The organism is Pedobacter sp. 01N416, from assembly GCF_056399685.1.
In genome coordinates this window covers 19524-33452 of sequence record NZ_JBFTRT010000007.1, presented here as the reverse complement: position 1 = coordinate 33452, position 13929 = coordinate 19524, and the positions used below count along the sequence as shown (strand labels likewise).

Here is a 13929-nt window from a genome sequence, read left to right as displayed (position 1 = left end):
TTATATTACGAGCAGGATGCCGAGAAACAAGCGCAGTTAATGGAACGCTGTTTCGAGAATAACGTTAACCGTTTATTTTTGCCTAATGTTGATGTAAAATCAATTGCCATGATAGATGATCTGGTGGCGAAATATCCGGCAAATTGTTTTGCAATGGCAGGTTTACATCCTTGTGATGTGAAGGAAGATTATCTTGCTCAATTGGACGAAATTTACAATAGCATTTCCGGTCGGAAAATTTATGCCATTGGTGAGATCGGGATCGATCTGTATTGGGATAAAACTACCTTGGCCATTCAGCAAGATGCTTTTCGCAAACAGATTGGCTGGGCAAAAGATTTAGGTTTGCCGATTGTGATCCATTGTCGCGAGGCTTTTGATGAGGTTTTCGAGTTACTGGAAAGTGAAAGGGACGAAAAACTGCGCGGTATTTTTCATTGTTTTACTGGTAATTTAGCGCAGGCTAAACAGGCCATCGACTTAAATTTTTATTTAGGCATTGGTGGTGTAGTTACCTATAAAAAAGCTGGATTGGATCTGGTATTATCAGAAATTCCTTTAGCTAATGTAGTTTTAGAGACTGATTCACCTTATTTGGCGCCAGTTCCTTTCCGTGGAAAGCCTAATGAAAGCAGTTATTTGATTTATATTGCCCAAAAACTGGCCGATATTTATGGCACTCCTATTGAAGAAATTGCGGATGTAACCACAGAGAATTCGAAGAAAATTTTTGGGGTTTAAATGTTATTATCCTTATTCGGCAAATTTTAGCGGTTCGTCATTCCCAACTTGATTGGGAATCGTAATGCAATAGCTTTAAGATTCCCGCATGCGCGGGAATGACGCTTAAGTTTTAGATTCTGTCGTTGTAATTTTTATTTTAGCATCTTTCTTTCTGGATCCTGAAACAAGTTCAGGATGACGACAATATTGTATTTCTTTTATTTTAAAATAAGCACATAAAATTTATCATTTTGACAATTTTTTAGCGTTTTTTAGCTTTTTTGTTGCTAATTTAAAAATATCGTCCGATCATTTGTAAATTTTTAGTTTCTTTGCGGTGAGCAACCTTCACCCAACCAAATGACCAAAATACTTATAATTTATACCGGCGGTACTATCGGTATGGTTAACGATCCTACAAATGGGATGTTAATTCCATTTGATTTTCAGCAGATAAAAGAAAACGTTCCTGAGTTAAACCGTTTAGACTACGATTTAGATGTGCATTCCTTCAATCCGGTATTGGATTCTTCAAACATGGATCCTGAAATATGGAAAACATTAGCCGAACTCGTTTATCATAAATACGATCAGTACGATGGTTTTGTTATTCTCCACGGATCTGATACCATGGCCTTCACCGCATCGGCATTGAGTTTTATGCTCGAAAATCTAGCTAAACCAGTTGTTTTAACCGGTTCGCAACTCCCTATTGGCGAAATCAGGACTGACGCCAAAGAGAATTTAATTACCGCTCTAGAGATTGCAGCAACCAAAGAAGATGGAAAAGCACTTTTTCCAGAGGTTTGCATTTATTTTGATTCCCAGTTATTTAGGGGCAATCGCTCTATAAAGTACAACAGCGAAAAGTTCGAAGCTTTCCGTTCGCCAAATTACCCGATACTTGCCGAAGCGGGCGTTCACCTGCAGTTTTACAGAAATTATATTCTTAAAGCACCGAAAGGAGAATTAAAATTACACACCAATTTTAATTCTAATATCGGGGTGCTGAAATTATACCCTGGAATAACGCCACAGGCGGTTCAGGCGATTACAGATTCTAAGGTAGACGCCATTATTTTAGAAACTTTTGGCTCAGGTAATACAACAACCGCACAATGGTTTTTAGATAGTTTGCGTCAGGCTATTTTGAATGGAAAGATAATCATCGATATCTCTCAGTGTAAAAAAGGATCTGTACAATTGGGACGTTACGAAACCAGTAGAGAATTGTTGAAAATGGGCATTTTAAGTGGCTACGACTTAACTTTCGAGGCTACAGTTACAAAGCTAATGTTTGTAATGGGCTTGGGCTTGTCAATAGAAGAAAGCCGAAAATTAATGGAAGAATCGCTAAGGGGTGAATTGACTAAAGATTAGTGCTAGTCGGGATTTGTAATCCCGTTTACAGAACTACGGATTTAATCCTGAAGTGTAGGGTTATTTTCATCGTTTTTGGAAATGATGGGTTCTGTTATAATGGCACGCTTAGTCCTGCTACCGCTTCAAGCCCTTCCCGATGAATCGGGATACCTCAGTCCGGGCTTTACGCTTTATCAGGTTTAGCAACATGGGTCGTTGCATAAATTCTGAAATTGCGATAGATCCGCGTTAGGGATTGTAAGGGTTTAGTACCGATTAAGCATCTGTTTTTATTTAATCACGGTATGCTTGCTTGTTTCACAGGTCTTCATCGGTACCGGAGCGAAGCGCAGCCCTGAAAAAGCCCGACCCTTTCCCGATTCATCGGGATTAGGGTAACGCCCAAATCAATTGCAGTTGACAATTCTCAGTTAGCAGTTTTGCATTACAGTAAGTAAAACTTCTGCAATTATGACCGACATCATTTCGGTTATAAGTATTTAGCGCTATTTTTGCTGTAATAGATCCGTCATGCTGAACTTGTTTCAGCATCTTTCTGGTAAGACCCTGAAATAAATTCAGGGTGACGTTGCGAAGAAAACATGAAAATAGAACAAATATATACAGGTTGCCTGGCAGAAGCCGCTTATTACATCGAAAGTAATGGCGAAGCTGCAATTATTGATCCGCTAAGAGAGGTTGGAACGTATTTAAAGAAAGCTGAAAAAGCAGGAGCCACCATTAAATATATTTTTGAAACGCATTTTCATGCCGATTTTGTTTCCGGACATGTAGATCTGGCAGAGAAATCTGGTGCCGAAATTATCTATGGCCCAACCGCTAAAACCGGGTTTAAATCGCACATTGCCAAAGATGGTGAGCAGTTTAAAATTGGAAACGTAACCATTACCGCTTTACATACTCCCGGGCATACTTTAGAATCGACTACTTATCTGCTAAGAGATGAAAATGGGAAAGATCACTGCATTTTTAGTGGCGATACCTTATTTATTGGCGATGTTGGTCGACCTGATTTAGCGCAAAAAGGCCATTTAACCATGGAAGATTTAGCGGGAATGCTTTACGATTCGTTAAATGAAAAAATAAAGCCCTTAGCTGATGATGTAATTGTTTACCCGGCGCATGGTGCAGGTTCTGCCTGTGGCAAAAGCATGAGTAAAGAAACTTTCGATACTTTAGGGCACCAAAAGGAAGTAAATTACGCTTTAAAAGCCGAAACAAAAGAGCAATTCATTGCAGAAGTAACAGATGGCATTTTGCCACCACCACAATATTTTGCTAAAAATGCTGCCATTAATAAAGGTGGGGTGGAAAGTATTGATGAGGTTTACGAGAAAGGATTAAACGCTTTAACCCCGCAAGCTTTTGAAGATACTGTAAACCAAACAGGGGCAATTATGCTCGATACCCGCGATCCGCAGGTTTTTGCAAAAGGTTTTATTCCAAATTCGATCAATATTGGCCTTAACGGACAGTTTGCACCCTGGGTTGGTGCTTTGATTACCGATTTACAGCAGCCAATTTTACTGATTACCGATCAGGGTAAAGAAGAAGAAACCATTACCCGCTTAACCCGCGTAGGATACGATAGTACCATAGGCTATTTAGATGGTGGTTTCGAAAGGTGGACAGATGCTGGTAAGGAAATCGATACTATTGAATCAATCTCTGCCGAAGCATTTGAAACAGCTAGTCTTAACGGCGAAATTACAGCACTTGATGTACGCAAACCAGGTGAATATGAAGCAGAACATCTGGAATTTACGCTGAGCCGGCCGTTAGATTTTATTAACGACTGGACTGGCGAGATTAATCCAAAATCTACCTATTATATTCACTGTGCAGGTGGCTACCGATCAATGATTGCTGCTTCCATCTTAAAATCACGTGGAGTAGAAAATGTGATTGATGTTGCAGGCGGTTACGGCGCAATTAAAAATACCGGTTTAAAAAGAACCGATTTCGCCTGCCCAAGCAAAGCAATGAAAGTTTAATAAATAAAAGAGATCGTCATTTCGAACGGAACACAGTGCAGTCGAGAAATCTATGCTAACAGATATCTCCATTCCGCGGTGCTGCAGTCGAGATGACGACCACTCTTTAAGCGAAATAAAAACTGGATGTCTGAAAATCAAAATCATTACGACGTATTAATTATCGGTGCTGGCCCAATAGGGATGGCCTGTGCAATAGAGGCGCAAAAAGCAAACTTAAGCTATGTAATTGTAGAGAAGGGTGCTTTGGTGAACAGTTTGTTTAACTATCCGGTGTTTATGACCTTCTTTTCTACTTCTCAAAAGTTAGAAATTGGAGGAGTTCCTTTCGTAACCATCAGTCCGAAACCTAACAGAAATGAAGCGGTTGAGTATTACCGTCGTGTGGCCGAAAAATTTGATTTAAATATCCATCTTTTTGAAAGCGTAAAACAAGTTGTTAAAAAGGATCATGATGTTTTCGAAATTAATACCACTAAAACTAATTATACGGCCAATAATGTAATTGTGGCTACTGGTTTTTATGATGTGCCATTGTTGATGAATGTTCCAGGAGAGGATTTGCCAAAAGTAACGCATTATTATAAGGACCCGCATTTATATGCATTTCAAAATGTGGTAGTGGTTGGCGCCAATAACTCGGGCGTAGATGCTGCTTTAGAAACGTATCGGAAAGGTGCAAATGTAACTATGGTTGTACGCAGCTGCGATCTTGGCCCTCATGTGAAATATTGGGTGCGCCCGGATATACAGAACAGGATTAAAGAAGGAGAAGTTAAAGCACTTTTTAACTCCGAATTGATTGAAATAAGGGAAGGCGAGGTAGACATTAAAACACCCGAAGGAATAAAAACCATCCCGAACGATTTTGTAATTGCAATGACCGGTTACCAACCGGATTTCGGAATGCTGAGGAAATTCGGCATCGAACTGCCCGAAACACTTTGCCCGGTTTATAACGAAGAAACCATGGAAACGAATGTGAGAGGTTTGTATTTGGCTGGTGTAGTTTGCGGCGGACTAGATACCCACAAACTTTTTATCGAAAATTCTAGGGTACACGCCGAAATGATTGTAAAAAATATTTTGAGTTAAATTTCTTACGAAGTTTAGCCAGGGGATAAGCGATGGAATAACTTCGTAAGTCTTACATCCACGTAAAAACTTCCGAAGTCTTCTGCACTCTAGGCTTTTAGACTTCTGAAGTTAATTGATTATTTTTTGAGCTTCCCCATTTATAGGTTACAGATAGCATCATAGAAACTACTATAATTTGAAGTATAAGCACAGCTTTAGATACGATCGTTAAAATAGTGAAGTTTTGTTCATATTGATTGATTTCTGGTTGTGCAGACAATGGCGGGTAAATCGTCCAGCCGTTAATATTGTGGTATGGATTAAAGAAAGGCAGAAGTTGTACTGCTATGGAAGCTAGCAGGATTAAAATAAAGCCTAAAAAGAAAATAAATGAGCGTTGAATTTTTCTGCAAAATGAGTGTTTAAGCTCTTTAAAATAGTAAACGAAAAAAGAAATAATAATGAAAAAGAATATCAATAAATGCTGTTTTTTAATCACGAAATAGGTGTCGTGAAGATTGATGTCAATGGAATTGCTAAAAAGGGTTTTTCCAAATATGCAGAAGCCGATAATTATGCTAATTGCAATGCAAGCTAAGAGCCATAAAATTTCCTGCAATAATGGTTTGTTTTTCATAATGAGCGAGATTTAGATTTGTTTAATAAATATACAATATTAGCCGTCATGCTGAATTTATTTCAGCATCTATATAGTAGTAAATAGCCCGATCTGAATTAAATCAGGAAATGGTGGCGATTATTGTTCTAAATATTTTTGCAACTCATATTTATCTCCAGAATATGACTCCATTAATTTTTGAACATTTTGAAATATTTTTTTTGCTGGTTCTTCATGATCATGGATCAATCTGAATACATTTCCACGTTTGTTAACGGCGATATAGTTTCCGTCTTCCATATCTAAAATGGTGTAATAATATTTTTCGTCGAGCTCAATTTCTATAGTATCTTCAATTTCTAATAAGTTTTTTTGCTCTTCGCTAACATTAGAAAGGATTTTTTTAAGTTTTTTTTCGTCCGTGTTTTTTAAGATGAAATCTTCTTTATACAAGTTATTAATCCTGAGTTCTGATAATTCATACTCACTTCTTAGTGTTGTGTTAAGTGGTAGGGAGATATCTTGAATGAGATTATAGGAAATTGTTAATCTTATTGGAATATAAGTTCCTGTTTGTTTGTTTAACACTTCAACCCCTGTTAAAAAGAAATGTTTTTTATGTTTCGCTCTGTTTCGCTCATAATAKAAATTATCCGTGCTTTGATGTAAAATATATATTGTTTTATCTGCAAGCTGCCCTGCTGTGCTGAATGTCCAATGCAGATAATTGTCTGCCATCTCAGGAAAATCGTTTGCTAKCAACATTACGATATTCTCTTCCAATTTTTGTATGTCTTTCTTAAATCTTCGCGCCTTTAAAAAGTTGATTATCATTTCTCAAATTTAATGATGAACAGTTATTGCCAACGTACTCCCCACAAAACTTTCAATAGCCTTTTCTACACTTGGTAAATCCTTCGAAGTAATATACGATCCCATTACGTGATTCCCTGCGTTTGCAGTTCCTCCGGTAGAAGTACCCACTAAAATCACCTTTTTGCCTAATTTTTTACCGATGGCATAAGCCTGTTTACTGGTTTCCCAAAGGCGGTCGGCAGTGAAATATTGCATAGGTGCAAGTGTATCAATGCCATGGTCGGCCAAACGCGCTAAGTATAAATTGGCATTTAATTCTTTGGCCAGATTTAGGTAAACGGGGTTTCCTTCTGTTTTTGATGCCGAAAAACCATGCAGGTAAACAATGGCATACTCGGTTTGCTTGTGGAGGGGATCGGCCCAGATGATTTCGGCTTCGTTACCCGGTTTTATTTTGTGCATCGATTCTATGCTGGCCACATAACGGTCTAAATCTTCCAGATCGGGCACCTGTGTGAGTTCTTTGTTATAAACCGGCTTTTTGGGTTTTGGCCCCAATAAGTAGCCTGCAACAATTAATGCCGAAAGGCCGATAAGTACTTTGTAGCGTTTTTTCATCTATGGCTCAGCTAATATTAGTTTAAATGTAAAATTTGAAATTAAATAAAGCTAATCTTTTTGAGGAATTAGTTATGATACTGAGTGGCTATTACCTGCACTAACCCATAATGTTAAACCTGATGGCGCCAAATAGCCCACAGCCTGAAGGCGAGGACTATGGGCTATAGCAGGAGCAAAAGATGTTAAAGATTAAGCTATTGCTTTTCAAATCCTTAATAATACGATTGTACATTACCTTTTTATGGGAAATTAGCTTAAGTTTGCAATCAAAATTTTTCGACTTAATGCCGGGAATCGAACAGATAAAAACACCTATTGCTACTGATATTAAAGCGTTTGAAAAAACCTTTAAAGAATCTATGCATAGCGACGCACCGTTGCTGGATAGGATTACCCATTATATTGTAAAGCAAAAAGGCAAACAAATGCGGCCGATGTTCGTATTTTTTGCGGCTAAACTATGCGGTGGCATTACAGAATCAACCCATCGCGGGGCTGCTTTGGTAGAGCTTTTACATACGGCTACTTTGGTGCATGATGATGTGGTAGACAATGCTTACGAACGCCGCGGCTTTTTCTCTATCAATGCTTTATGGAAAAACAAGATTGCCGTTTTGGTTGGCGACTACCTGTTGGCTAAAGGATTGTTGCTTTCAGTAAACAATAACGAACACCGTTTGTTACAAATTGTATCGGAAGCGGTGAAACAGATGAGCGAGGGTGAACTGTTGCAGGTAGAAAAGGTGCGGAGGATGGATATTTCGGAAGATTTATATTTTGATGTGATCCGACAGAAAACCGCTTCTTTAATTGCTTCTTGTTGTGCTGCGGGTGCTGCTTCGGCAGGTGCTGATGATGAAACGATAGAAAAAATGCGTCTGTTTGGCGAAAAAGTAGGGATTGCCTTTCAGATTAAAGACGATACCTTCGATTTCGGTACTGATGATGTAGGCAAACCTTTAGGTATTGATATTAAAGAGAAGAAAGTAACGCTGCCTTTAATTTATGCACTGAATAAAGCTGAAAAAACTGAGCGTAAAAAAATAATTAACCTGGTGAAAAACCACCAGGACGATCCGGTTAAAATTCAGCAGATTATAGATTTCGTAAATGCCCACGAAGGTGTGTATTACGCGAACCAGAAAATGCTGGAGTACCAAAAGGAAGCATTTGATATTTTGCACAGTTTTGAGGCAGGCGAAGCACGAACTGGTTTAGAACAACTTGTACTGTACACCACTGAACGTAAAAAATAATGGGTAACGAATTACTTTTTAGCTTAGGTTTTCTTCTTTTTATTGTGTTGATTCTTGCTTTAGACCTTGGTCTATTTAGCAGAAAAGAACATGTGGTGAGCTTAAAACAGGCTGGAGTAATGAGTTTGATTATGGTGGCTTTGGCTATCGGTTTTTACTTTATCCTGTTAACCGAGGGGCATCAGCTACATGGAATAAAAGATTTTGCACACCTGCAAGAAATTGTAACGCGACACCAGCATCACATTAAATTAATCCCTGATGATTTTGAAGGAAGTTTAGCGATTTATAGGCAAAACCTCGGCTTAGAATTTTTAACCGGCTATGTAATTGAATATGCACTTTCTGTAGATAATATCTTTGTGATCGTACTCGTTTTTTCAGCCTTTGCCGTTGAAGAAAAATATTATCACCGTGTATTGTTCTGGGGTATTTTGGGTGCCATTATTATGCGTTTCATCTTCATTTTTGTTGGTGCAGCATTAATTGCAAAATTTGCCTGGATACTCTATTTGTTTGGCGCTTTCCTTGTTTTTACTGGGGTAAAAATGTTCTTTAGCAAAGATGAAGATGATAAGATTGATCCGGAAAATCATCCAGTGGTTAAATGGGCCTCGAAAATATTTTCTATCCATCCAAAGTATGAGGGCAAAAAATTCTTCGTAAAAATTAACCATAAAACACTGGTGACACCTTTATTTTTGGTACTGCTGATTGTTGAGTTTACTGATCTTTTATTCGCTGTCGATTCTATCCCTGCTATTTTTGCGGTAACAAAAGATCCCTACATTGTATTTTTCTCTAATATTTTTGCCATCATGGGTTTACGTTCCATGTTCTTCCTGTTGGTGAATATCATCCATAAATTTCACTATTTAAAAACCGGATTGGCCGTATTATTGGCCTTTATCGGGGTTAAAATGTTGGGGCATACTTATCTGGAGAAATGGGGTTTCACTACTGAGCATTCGCTTATCATCATATTGAGTATCTTAGTGATGAGTATTGTAGCTTCATTGGTGTTTCCTAAGAAAAAGGCGCATGTGCAATCTTAGTTTACCATTAAAGGTTTTTCCCAAAATTATTCTGATCACCTGAGTCACCTGAGGGCATTTAAGCTTTTTGTGGTGTAAAGTGCTAAGTGGCATAACTGCACTTTGCTGTGCGGCCTAGCAGATTTTCGTAGGAAAAAGAACAAAAATCTTTGCAGTTTCACCAATACTTCCACAGGCCAAGGCAGTGTTAAGCGAGTGTGGTGGCAACGAAGTTAGGAAAGAGCCTATAGACTGCCGCAATTGAGATTTTTGTAGTTTTTTACAAGAAAGGATGCAAGCCTTGATCTTTTGTTTCTTTTCTATCAAGAGAAAAGAAAGAGCCCATCGGCGGCGGTGAGCCGAAGCACGGTTGTGCATGGGGAAAAGACTGCTAATCCTTTGTCTTAGGATAAAAAATATACTTATCTGCTATTACTCAAAAGCAAAATATACGTTACAGCTAGTAATCTCTAGCTAAAATTTGTACTTTCAACAACTAAACTATTATTCCTAATGAAATATCTTTTCGCTGCAGCGCTTCTTTGTACCGCTTTATTTGTAAATGCCCAGGATAAATTCGGTGATGTTTTTGCCAAAATCAATGCTGATGTACAGCAAAATTCAAAAGCTTATCAAACACTTAAATATGAAACCGAAACTATCGGTCATCGTTTAACAGGTTCTACAAACGGCGCAAAAGCAGAGCAATATGCTTTCGATTTATTAAAATCTTACGGTTGTGAAGTGAAGTTTCAACCTTTCGAAGTAGAAAGCTGGGCAAGAAAAACAATCAGTGTAGAAATTGGTGCTGATAAAAACAGTCTAACCAAAATGAAGGCTGTTACTTTAGCACATTCACCGGTTAGTGCAGACGTTACTGGCGAGATAGTAGATGCAGGTAATGGATTGGAGGCAGATTATCAAGGCAGTCCTGAGAAGTTTAAAGGTAAAATTGCATTGATTTATCTTGGTGTATTACCAGGCTCTTCGGCTGGAACAAAGTCATTACACCGCTCAGAAAAGACGGCCATTGCCACAAAATATGGCGCAATAGGTGTCATCATCATCAATACCGTAAAAGATGGCGTACTTTTAACTGGAACAGCTTCGGTAACGGGTAAATTGATCTCTATTCCTGCTATTTGTATTGGACTGGAAGACGGTACAGCTTTGAAGGAAAAAATTAAATCACAGCCACAGATCGCGCATATTGCCATGACCAATTTCTCGGGTTTGATTAAAGCGAGAAACGTAGTGGCAACTTTTAAAGGAACTGAATTGCCTAAGGACAAAATTGTAGTCGGTGGACATTTAGATAGCTGGGATTTAGCAACCGGTGCAATCGACAATGGAATTGGCTCTTTTGCTATTATGGATATGGCACGTACCTTTAAAAAGCTGCATTTAAAAACCAAACGTACCGTAGAGTTTGTACTGTTTATGGGCGAGGAGCAAGGTTTGTTGGGTTCCAAAGCATACATCGATCAGGCTAAAAAAGACAAAACATTAAACCAGGTTAAGTTTATGTTGAACTATGACATGACCAACGATCCGAAAGGTTTTTCTACCTCACGATCAGAAATGAAAGATTTGTTTACGGCCTGGGGAGCTGATATTGTAAAAATTGATACCGGTTTTAAAAACTTGTTTAATGCTGGTGCAGGTTTACACAGCGATCACCAACCGTTTATGCTGGAGGGGATTCCTACTGGCGGTGGTTTTGGTGGTAAACTGCCAAACAATTCTGGTCCATTTTATCACTCAGACGGCGATAGTTTTAAACTGGTTGATGAGCAGGAGCTTAAAAATACAGTGCGTTACAGCGCCATGTTAACTTACGCTTTAGCCAATACACCGAAAATTCCAGTTGGTGTTCAGGGCGAAGAAGAATTGAGGGCTTTCTTAGAATCGCAGAACCTAAAGGAGCCTTTGAGTATTGCCGGTGAGTGGAGGTGGAAATAATTTCATAGATTTTCCTGCCTCTTTCCTTACGGGGTGATTACACTGATGTTGCCTGCGGGTTGATTACACAGATGTAGGGATTACACAGATTTTTTACATAGTTAACTTACGTAAGATAATTCGTCATTTCGACCGTAGTATTCCAAAGGAACTCCTTCGGAGGAGAACCCGAAGGCTCTGCGAAGCAAAATCTTTGTGAGAACTGCCTTAAAAGATTTCTCGACTTCGCTGCGCTCGAAATGACGGAAATAAGTTACCTGTAGAGTTGTCATTTCGACTGATGGTCATCGATTTAAGCATTTGTTTTTATTATTTATGGTATGCTTGCTTCACAGGTTTCATCGGTAGCGAAATGGAAGAATCTTTCTTTGTGTTAGCGCTCGTTTTGAACCATTGCTAAATAGTTGTACGGCGAAAGCCACTTAAATGTTACACATCCGGCTTTATTCGTTTAAGCTATATAGTAACTGTTAATTTAACGTTTAAAACATGTGTTTTTACGGTATAGCTAATGTTAAACTTCAACTTTGTGTTTGACTATGTGGTTGTTAATCATATATTTGTTTTAGTCCCAAACAAAAAATCTGAGTAAAAATGAACAGAAAACGGAACAAAACAACCGTAATTTTTGTAAATAATAATCAAAGTTCAAGCAAGCCAATCCAAGTTCCAACAGGATACATTGTACATTGGAAAAAGTATATTTTAGGCGTTTTAGGATTATTCTTAATACTTATATCCAGCATATTTTACCTGATCCGTAGTAATTCGAGTGTAGAATTAGCCAAGAGTAAACTCGAACTGGCGCTTTTAAAAAGTAAAGACAAACTATCTGTTATCGATACTTCTTCCCTAAAAAAGCATTACCAATCAATCGATAAAAAACTGCTTACCATCAATAAATACCTAAAAGCAAGAGGATTAAAGCCAATTTTAACGGGCAATGAAGGGGGAGAGCAAAGTGATGATATTTTATCGGCTGAAGAGATCGGCGAGTTTTACGACAACTACCTGAGTAAAATTGCCTATAACGTGGCCTATACGCCTATGGGTTATCCACATTTAGGTACAATCACATCCGGGTATGGGCACCGCGAAAACCCTTTTAGTGGTGAAAATGTGGAGACACATAAAGGACTTGATATCAGGGCCAATTATGGCGACATTGTTAAATGTACAGCGAACGGTAAGGTGATTTTTGCTGGAAGGCGTGGTGGTTATGGCAATTGCATCGTAATTAAACATGGTAATGGTTTTGAAACCTACTATGGTCACCTTTCTAAAATTTTGGTAAAGGTAGATGAGGATGTGATTGCTGGCAATAACATTGGCAAAGCGGGTTCAACCGGGCGGTCAACTGGCCCTCATTTACATTATGAAGTGCATAAAAATGGTAAAGTTATAAATCCAAGATCCTTTTTAACCTTATAAGAAACATGTTCAAGAAAAACAATCAGATTAAAGACTTAAATCAACAAGAGATTTCGACTATCATAGGCCTCGGCTTTACCATTACAGGCGAACTAAAAGGAAAAGCAGTTATAAGGATCGATGGAACTGTAATTGGCAATGTAAATGTTGAAGGCGGTGTTGTTTTAGGTGAAAAAGGGATGATTAAAGGCGACATTCAAACAGGTTCAGCCATTATTTATGGAACCGTTAACGGAAATGTTAAAGCCCAAAACCTGGAAATAAAAAAGACAGGTAGGGTTAATGGCGATATTAAAACAGAGGCCATTGAGATTGAGCTAGGCGCACAATACAATGGAAAACTCGAAATGCACCAATCAGGCAAAACTGAAGATAAAGTAGCTGTAAAAGCGTAGGCCTCATTTATTGGTTGGTGTCTCACCAACCAACATAATCCAACTCAGCATTAACCACTAATGTAGCTTTCCAATTGCGAAATGGTCTGTTTTTGATCTGCAATGATAAACTTTACCACATCACCGATTGAAACCATTCCTTTTACTTCGTCGTTTTCTACAACTGGTAAATGACGGATGTGTTTATCGGTCATCAGCTCCATGCAGTAATCAATACTGTCGCTTAAATTAATGGTGATCGGACTGGCCGTCATCGCTTCTTTAATCAAGGTATCTTTTGATGATTTGCCTTGAAGGATGATTTTCCTGGCATAATCGCGTTCCGTAAAAATGCCATGAAGCCGATCATTTTCCATGACCAATACCGCACTGATGTTCTTTTCTGTCATTACTTTTAAGGCATCTAAAACAGAAATATTTTCTGATACCGAGATAATCCGTACCTGTTTGGTATCTAACAAGTGTTTTACGCTTTTCATAAAACTTAATTTGGTTATAACAATTTAAGAAATAATTAGCTGTAAATCAAAGTTTTATTTTATGTTGTTCTCAGCTTTACAAACAACGCACAGTTTTATATATGCTAAACCTGGCAGGAATGGCAGCCTCCGTCCCGAT

The 13929-nt window shown here is 38.4% G+C and carries 13 protein-coding genes; 9 read left to right on the top strand and 4 right to left on the bottom strand.

The genetic code is table 11. The annotated features are described in order from the left end of the window. The 4 genes from AC1DND_RS00925 to AC1DND_RS00910 form a co-directional block, all read left to right on the top strand. A partial coding sequence (locus tag AC1DND_RS00925) for a TatD family hydrolase (RefSeq protein ID WP_477578343.1) occupies positions 1-741 on the top strand: 741 nt, incomplete at its 5' end. Positions 742-1083: 342 nt separating this feature from the next. Continuing rightward, positions 1084-2103: an asparaginase gene (locus tag AC1DND_RS00920; RefSeq protein ID WP_477578341.1), complete on the top strand. Its 1020-nt coding sequence runs from the start codon at positions 1084-1086 to the stop codon at positions 2101-2103. A 584-nt stretch (positions 2104-2687) separates the two neighbouring features. Next, a complete protein-coding gene (locus AC1DND_RS00915) occupies positions 2688-4100 on the top strand; it encodes an MBL fold metallo-hydrolase (RefSeq protein ID WP_477578339.1) in 1413 nt (470 codons plus the stop codon). Between the two features lie 126 nt (positions 4101-4226). Further along, positions 4227-5195: a YpdA family putative bacillithiol disulfide reductase gene (locus AC1DND_RS00910; protein WP_477578337.1), complete on the top strand. Its 969-nt coding sequence runs from the start codon at positions 4227-4229 to the stop codon at positions 5193-5195. Between the two features lie 97 nt (positions 5196-5292). Here AC1DND_RS00910 and AC1DND_RS00905 read toward each other — a convergent pair whose 3' ends face one another. The 3 genes from AC1DND_RS00905 to AC1DND_RS00895 form a co-directional block, all read right to left on the bottom strand. Continuing rightward, positions 5293-5814 (bottom strand): hypothetical protein, encoded by a 522-nt coding sequence (locus tag AC1DND_RS00905; protein ID WP_477578335.1) that lies wholly within the window; start codon positions 5812-5814, stop codon positions 5293-5295. A gap of 120 nt (positions 5815-5934) precedes the next feature. Further along, a complete protein-coding gene (locus tag AC1DND_RS00900) occupies positions 5935-6579 on the bottom strand; it encodes a hypothetical protein (protein ID WP_477578333.1) in 645 nt (214 codons plus the stop codon). A 60-nt stretch (positions 6580-6639) separates the two neighbouring features. Beyond that, the gene (locus AC1DND_RS00895; RefSeq protein WP_477578332.1) at positions 6640-7230 is read right to left on the bottom strand and encodes an alpha/beta hydrolase; all 591 of its coding nucleotides are present in this window, start codon (positions 7228-7230) and stop codon (positions 6640-6642) included. Positions 7231-7517: 287 nt separating this feature from the next. On the opposite strand from AC1DND_RS00895, the gene AC1DND_RS00890 reads away from it, so the two are divergent. From AC1DND_RS00890 to AC1DND_RS00870, 5 genes are all read left to right on the top strand, one after another. Beyond that, complete coding sequence (locus tag AC1DND_RS00890; RefSeq protein ID WP_477578330.1) at positions 7518-8489, top strand: polyprenyl synthetase family protein; 972 nt, start codon at positions 7518-7520, stop codon at positions 8487-8489. Further along, complete coding sequence (locus AC1DND_RS00885; RefSeq protein WP_477578328.1) at positions 8489-9544, top strand: TerC family protein; 1056 nt, start codon at positions 8489-8491, stop codon at positions 9542-9544. The genes AC1DND_RS00890 and AC1DND_RS00885 overlap by 1 nt, the downstream gene beginning before the upstream one ends. Positions 9545-10036: 492 nt before the next feature. Then, the gene (locus AC1DND_RS00880) at positions 10037-11485 is read left to right on the top strand and encodes a M20/M25/M40 family metallo-hydrolase (RefSeq protein WP_477578327.1); all 1449 of its coding nucleotides are present in this window, start codon (positions 10037-10039) and stop codon (positions 11483-11485) included. A 594-nt stretch (positions 11486-12079) separates the two neighbouring features. Further along, on the top strand, positions 12080-12916 hold the full coding sequence (locus tag AC1DND_RS00875) for a M23 family metallopeptidase (protein WP_215125341.1): 837 nt from the start codon (positions 12080-12082) through the stop codon (positions 12914-12916). 5 nt (positions 12917-12921) lie between these two features. Beyond that, positions 12922-13311 (top strand): bactofilin family protein, encoded by a 390-nt coding sequence (locus tag AC1DND_RS00870; RefSeq protein WP_477578325.1) that lies wholly within the window; start codon positions 12922-12924, stop codon positions 13309-13311. Between the two features lie 50 nt (positions 13312-13361). On the opposite strand, the gene AC1DND_RS00865 is transcribed toward AC1DND_RS00870, so the two are convergent. Next, positions 13362-13790 carry a CBS domain-containing protein gene (locus tag AC1DND_RS00865; protein WP_116252700.1) on the bottom strand — a complete coding sequence of 143 codons (429 nt, stop codon included), beginning with the start codon at positions 13788-13790 and terminating at the stop codon, positions 13362-13364. Positions 13791-13929: the final 139 nt, after the last annotated feature.

What these genes read in the sequence shown, in the direction of transcription:
- AC1DND_RS00920 (WP_477578341.1), top strand. Translation starts at nt 1,084, where the DNA reads ATGACCAAAATACTTATAATTTATACCGGCGGTACTATCGGTATGGTT.
- AC1DND_RS00915 (WP_477578339.1), top strand. Translation starts at nt 2,688, where the DNA reads ATGAAAATAGAACAAATATATACAGGTTGCCTGGCAGAAGCCGCTTAT.
- AC1DND_RS00910 (WP_477578337.1), top strand. Translation starts at nt 4,227, where the DNA reads ATGTCTGAAAATCAAAATCATTACGACGTATTAATTATCGGTGCTGGC.
- AC1DND_RS00905 (WP_477578335.1), bottom strand. Translation starts at nt 5,814, where the DNA reads ATGAAAAACAAACCATTATTGCAGGAAATTTTATGGCTCTTAGCTTGC.
- AC1DND_RS00895 (WP_477578332.1), bottom strand. Translation starts at nt 7,230, where the DNA reads ATGAAAAAACGCTACAAAGTACTTATCGGCCTTTCGGCATTAATTGTT.
- AC1DND_RS00890 (WP_477578330.1), top strand. Translation starts at nt 7,518, where the DNA reads ATGCCGGGAATCGAACAGATAAAAACACCTATTGCTACTGATATTAAA.
- AC1DND_RS00885 (WP_477578328.1), top strand. Translation starts at nt 8,489, where the DNA reads ATGGGTAACGAATTACTTTTTAGCTTAGGTTTTCTTCTTTTTATTGTG.
- AC1DND_RS00880 (WP_477578327.1), top strand. Translation starts at nt 10,037, where the DNA reads ATGAAATATCTTTTCGCTGCAGCGCTTCTTTGTACCGCTTTATTTGTA.
- AC1DND_RS00875 (WP_215125341.1), top strand. Translation starts at nt 12,080, where the DNA reads ATGAACAGAAAACGGAACAAAACAACCGTAATTTTTGTAAATAATAAT.
- AC1DND_RS00870 (WP_477578325.1), top strand. Translation starts at nt 12,922, where the DNA reads ATGTTCAAGAAAAACAATCAGATTAAAGACTTAAATCAACAAGAGATT.
- AC1DND_RS00865 (WP_116252700.1), bottom strand. Translation starts at nt 13,790, where the DNA reads ATGAAAAGCGTAAAACACTTGTTAGATACCAAACAGGTACGGATTATC.